Here is a 5,297-nt window from a genome sequence, read left to right as displayed (position 1 = left end):
CTGTAAATGCTATCAAAAAAGGAGCTGCTCGCGCAGGTGGTGTGCGGGCTGGAGGTCGATTTTGTATCTAAACAGGGCCTTCTGGCCCATTTTCAGGGAGTTTTTGCACTGAGCAGCATTTTTTCGACTTCCTGGGCGCTGACCGCGCCTGGCGCGCGGGATCCGTCAGCAAAAATCAGGGTGGGCGTGCCGGTGATATTGTATTTTTGGCCAAACTCGCGGTTTCGCTTGATGGCCGAGATGTCGCATTCGGCAGCCGCAGGCACGGTGTTGCGCAGCATCCAGTCGTTCCATGACTTCGCCTTGTCCTTGGCACACCAGATGTGGCGCGACTTGGCGACGGAGTCCGGTCCGAGCACGGGGTACAGGAAGAGATAAACGGTGACGTTGTCGACGGTGGTCAGGTCCCGTTCGAAGTGTTTGCAGTAGCCGCAATTTGGGTCTTCAAACACCGCCAGCCTGCGTTTCCCCTCACCGCGAACAATCTTGAAAGCGTCCTTCAAAGGGAGTTTGTCGAAATCGACTGCACTGAGTTTCCCGATGCGTTCCTCGGTCAGGTTTTTTTTGTTTTTTACATCGAGAAGTTGACCCTGCAACAGGTAGTTACCTTGCTCGTCGGTATAGAAAATTTCGAAGCCAATACGTACCTCATAGAGGCCGCCCATCGGTGTTTTGGTGACTTCATCGATTTTTGCAAAAGCCGGAAATTTCTCTGACAGGTTTTTGCGGATGACGGCTTCCTGCGCAAAAACAGGAACCAGGCTGAACGCCGCCAGACTGAGCAGACCGATCAATTTCACTATTTTCATTTAAGTTCCAGTCTGTTTCTCAGTCATTCATAAACCCGCGGCTTGCCGCGTCAGCCAGGCCTTGAGCAAACCGCTTCGCTCAAACCCCTTCATGCCCCAATTGCGCAGGGCCTGCCAGCGCCCATCGGTTTGCGCAAAAATGCCATGCAAACCGTCGGTGACCGCGCCCATTGCCGCTACGTCGGCCTTGCGGGCCCTTTCGTAGCGCCGCAGCAGTTTTTCATCACCCAATCCGCGCCAATACTCACGCTGTGAAATCACCCCGGCCAGGCAAGCCGCATCGGCCAGGCCCAGGTTCAAGCCTTGACCGGCCAGCGGGTGCACCGTGTGCGCCGCATCGCCCGCCAAAGCCCAGCCGGGGCCGACCCAGTGCCCGGCGCTGGACAGGGAAAGCTGCCAGCTTGCCCGCTCGCTTGTCAGGCGCAGGTTACCGGTCTCTTCGCCGCACACGGCCTTGAGGGTGTTGCAAAATTCTTCCGCGGGCATTTTTTCGAGCAGGGCGGCCCGCTGTACAGGGACAGACCACACCAGCGCCGCCAAGTTCCCGTTGGCACCCGATAAAGGCAAAAGAGCCAGTATGTCGCCGTGGGTAAACCACTGGCGGGCAATGCCGCCATGGGGCTTGTCCAGCTCAAGCCGTGCTGCGACGGCCTTTTGCGGATAGGGCTTGATGGTCCAGTTGACCGGCCGGATCTGGGCGAACTCATCACGGCTGGMGCTTTTCTGGCCTTCGCAGATCACGTTGAGCGCGGCCTTGGCAGGCGCGTCCACCGTCTCGATTTGCGGCTGGTAGCGAACTGCCTGGCTCAATTGCTGCTCCAGCGCCGGGACATCCACAATCCAGGCCAGCGCTTCCTGGCCGACACTGCGCGCCGTGAAATCCAGCTTGCCGCCGTTGTCTCCCCAAACCTGCATTTCGACCACCGGCGTGGCAAAGGCCGTGTCGGGCCAGGCGCGCAGGGTTTCCAGCACGCTGCGAGACGCGCTGTTGAGGGCGTAAGCACGCACGTCGGGCATGGTGTGCATCCCCGGCGGCCTTTCAGGCCTGGTGACCAAAGCTACGCGCAGGCGCTCGCGCGCCAGCAGCAGGGCCAGTGTGCGGCCTACCACACCATCGCCGCGAATACAGACATCAAAGGTCTTGGACATGGCCCATTTTAGGAGGCAGGGCAAAATTGGTGCTTTGGGCAAACAATTACTGCGCGGTTTCTGGCCGTGCATCTGAACCTAAAGGCTTGAAAAGTGAGCGATCCATTGAACGAAACATTACCGGCCGACGCACCTACTGACCTCAGGGCCGTGATTTCGCGCCTTTATGTGTATCCGGTGAAATCCTGTGCCGGCGTGCAGGTGCAGGAAGCCCTGCTGACTGAAACCGGGCTGGAATTTGACCGTGCCTGGATGGTGGTGGACAGCAAGGGCGAATTCCTGACCCAGCGTGAATTGCCGCGCATGGCATTGATCAGGCCCCAGCTGAGGCACCACGACATGGTGCTGCGTGCGCCCGGCATGCTGGCCCTTCACATTGCGCTGGACCAGGTGGAAGAGCCCGTTCGCGTGCAGGTCTGGAAAGACGAAGTCCAGGCGTATGACATGGGTGCCATCGCGGCGCAATGGTTCACCGACTTCCTGGGCCAGGCTGCACGCCTGGTGCGGTTTGACCCCGAACACAAGCGGGTTTGCAGTCCGCAGTGGACCGGCGATGTGGAAGCGCTTAACCAGTTCAGCGACGGTTACCCGTTGCTGGTACTCAGCGAAGCCTCATTGGTGCATTTCAACGAAAAGCTGGTGGCTGCCGGCACCCCTGCGGTGGGCATGGAGCGCTTTCGTCCAAACATCGTGCTGGGCGATGCCGCTGGTGCCGACAGTCTGGCGCCGCACGATGAGGACCGCATTGAGGTGCTGCAGGTTGCCACGGCGCAAGGCGTGGTCCAGCTCAAGCCGGTCAAGCCCTGTCCGCGTTGCCCGATTCCGAATATCGATCCCGCGACGGCTGTCAGCAGCCCGGAAGTGGGCGACATGCTGCAAACCTATCGCCAGGATGCGCGGGTGAACGGCGCGCTGACGTTCGGCATGAATGCCATTGTGCTGGCGGGCATTGACCACCAGCTCAAGGTGGGCCAGCCGGTGGGTGCGAGTTATCAGTTTGAATGACTCTTGACCGCCCGCAGGGGCGGCGGGGCGTGGGCGGCCGTGGACGCAGGGAGCGCCTCTGGCGCCTGCGGACCGCTTGAGAGGCTGTCCAGCGTTGATTCGGCGTCCAGCGGCATGGGGTGTGTCAACTCCGGCTCGAGAAAGCGGATGGGGCGGCGGGTGCGAGCCGCCATGCTGTGCAGCAGGTCGGCCAGGGCCGTGGAAATTTCCTCGTGGCTGCCAAGGCGCTCGCTCAGCAGCACGCCCGCGACATGAAATTGCAGAACGACCTCCGGTTTCAGGCCCTTGAGCGGCATGAGGCCGGCCGCGATCAGGCGTGCCGCCAGGTCGGTGACTGGCGGGCGTGATTCAACGCCTTCAAGAATGAGGCCGAAGCGCGCCTCGTCGATGCGCCCCACGGTGTTGACATCGCGCAGAAGCCGGCGCAACTTGATCACGCTTCGCAGCAGGCTTTGCTCGGCCACCGCTGTGCCCCAGGTTTTCTTGATATACCGGTAGTTGACCAGCTCGATGTACACCACAGCCGCCGGCTCTTTGTGGCGCTGCGCCCGGCTGACCACCTGCTTGAAGCGGTCGTGGAAAAGATGTGCGGCGAGCAGGCCGGTGAGGGCGTCCTGGCTGGACATGGCCTGCTCGCGCGCTTCCACTGCGTGGCGCTCATGTGAGCGCGTGTTCAGCGCCACCAGCAGCAGGGGCACCTCAATGGTCAGCGCTGCCATCAGGCCGTAATGAGACAGCCACGACAGGGAAAACAGGCCCAGGATGCTGGTGACGGTGAGGAGCGTGACCAGCCCCAGCGGGGAAAAAGCCGCCAGTACCCAGAAACCCACGACATCGTGGCGTCGCCACGTCATGTAGGCCCGGCTTGTTCCCAGTGCAACAACGGCAACCAGGTAAGTCCCGAGGAGGCCTATGCCCAAGCCGCGCTCCAGCACGAGATAGGCCAGCGCCAGCGGCGCTCCGGCCATGCCTGTCCAGTAGGCCAGCCGCTCAAACCACTTGTGGCGTGAACCGGTGCCGCACAGGTGATGCACGACCAGCAGCGCCGAGCCGCCGCCCAGGATGGCGAGGAAGCCCTGCGCCATGTTGTTCCAGGTGCTGAAGTTGCCCCAGAGAAAATGGCCTGCCACTCCCGTCCACGCCGCTACGACGAGGGCCATGATGACGGCGTACACGGAATACCACCCATAGGCCCGGTCGCTGTAAACCCAGCTCTGGACAACGCAGGCAATGATCAACAGCACCAGTGCGCCGAATACCACGCCAATCGCGAGGTATTCCAGCTGAAGTCGCTGCGTCAGGTTGCCTCGCGTGCTGACCCGAACCGGAATGCTGACCTCCGTCTGGTGCTGTATGCGCACATACACGTCATGCACGCCGTTGTCCGGCAGGTTCAGGCGGAAATGCCCGTAACGGCCGGGTTCCGGCCAGCTGGAGACAGGCACGGTGTCCCCGGCAGTTTCGGCAATCCACCCTCCCGACGGTGCACGCTGGTACACCGTCGCCAGGTCCAGCAGGGGCAGGGGAAACTCAAGCAACCAGTCCTGGCGCGAGCCGGATGACCTGGCAAAACGGTAATGCAGCCAGAGCGCCGCGTGCGGGCCAAGCGAATGCACCGTATCGGCAACCGAGGAGACGAACAAGGCCCCTGGATGGCCGCCGGCCAATTGGTCGATGCCGGCCTGGCCGTCGCTGTCAATCCATGTCAAACTCGCCGCTGCCACGTCCAGGGTCGGCTTGGCGTCGTTTAAAGCCACGATGGGCTGGGCCTGCGCAGGATGCGCCAGAGCACCCAAAAAACCGGCCACCACAAAGATGGCGAATGCCTGCCACAAAGCGCTCCAACCCCGGCCGGGCGCGCATCGAATACACTTCTCAGCCTGTTTTTGAAGGTTTCTCATGAGTTTGAAGTGCGGCATTGTAGGCTTGCCTAACGTCGGTAAATCCACCCTTTTCAATGCGTTGACCAAAGCGGGGATCGCGGCTGAAAACTACCCCTTTTGCACCATTGAGCCCAATGTTGGCATCGTGGAAGTGCCCGACCCGAGGTTGGCGCAATTGGCTGAAATCGTCAAGCCTGAACGCATTGTTCCGGCGATCGTCGAGTTTGTGGACATTGCAGGCCTGGTGGCGGGCGCCAGTACGGGCGAGGGACTGGGCAACAAGTTCCTGGCCCATATCCGCGAAACCGACGCCACAGTCAATGTGGTGCGTTGCTTTGAAGATGACAACGTGATCCACGTTGCCGGCAAGGTGGACCCGATTTCCGACATCGAAGTCATCCAGACGGAGCTTTGTCTGGCCGACCTGGCAGCAGTTGAAAAAGCCCTGCAC

Annotated in this window: 5 protein-coding genes; 2 read left to right on the top strand and 3 right to left on the bottom strand. The window is 61.1% G+C overall.

The features are described from left to right. Positions 1–92 precede the first annotated feature (92 nt). Positions 93–809, bottom strand: a complete 717-nt coding sequence (locus tag AC1D1X_RS14890; protein ID WP_477668354.1) for a DsbC family protein — start codon at positions 807–809, stop codon at positions 93–95. 27 nt (positions 810–836) lie between these two features. Then, positions 837–1,958, bottom strand: a complete 1,122-nt coding sequence (locus tag AC1D1X_RS14885; RefSeq protein WP_477698551.1) for an FAD-dependent monooxygenase — start codon at positions 1,956–1,958, stop codon at positions 837–839. Between the two features lie 93 nt (positions 1,959–2,051). Here AC1D1X_RS14885 and AC1D1X_RS14880 point away from each other — a divergent pair, with 93 nt between their 5' ends. Beyond that, positions 2,052–2,963: an MOSC domain-containing protein gene (locus AC1D1X_RS14880; RefSeq protein WP_477668352.1), complete on the top strand. Its 912-nt coding sequence runs from the start codon at positions 2,052–2,054 to the stop codon at positions 2,961–2,963. Here the strand turns inward: AC1D1X_RS14880 and AC1D1X_RS14875 are convergent. After that, positions 2,951–4,798: a sensor domain-containing diguanylate cyclase gene (locus AC1D1X_RS14875; protein ID WP_477668351.1), complete on the bottom strand. Its 1,848-nt coding sequence runs from the start codon at positions 4,796–4,798 to the stop codon at positions 2,951–2,953. The genes AC1D1X_RS14880 and AC1D1X_RS14875 overlap by 13 nt on opposite strands. 64 nt (positions 4,799–4,862) lie before the next feature. On the opposite strand from AC1D1X_RS14875, the gene AC1D1X_RS14870 reads away from it, so the two are divergent. Beyond that, the coding region (locus AC1D1X_RS14870; RefSeq protein ID WP_477698550.1) for a GTPase at positions 4,863–5,297 on the top strand (435 nt) is incomplete at its 3' end.

Source organism: Polaromonas sp. P1_G4, assembly GCF_056405475.1.
The sequence above is the reverse complement of the archived record's forward strand: the minus strand, read 5'-3'. Positions and strand labels throughout refer to the sequence as shown.

Excerpts from the sequence above, each read along its gene's own strand:
- AC1D1X_RS14890 (WP_477668354.1), bottom strand. The coding sequence starts at position 809 with ATGAAAATAGTGAAATTGATCGGTCTGCTCAGTCTGGCGGCGTTCAGC.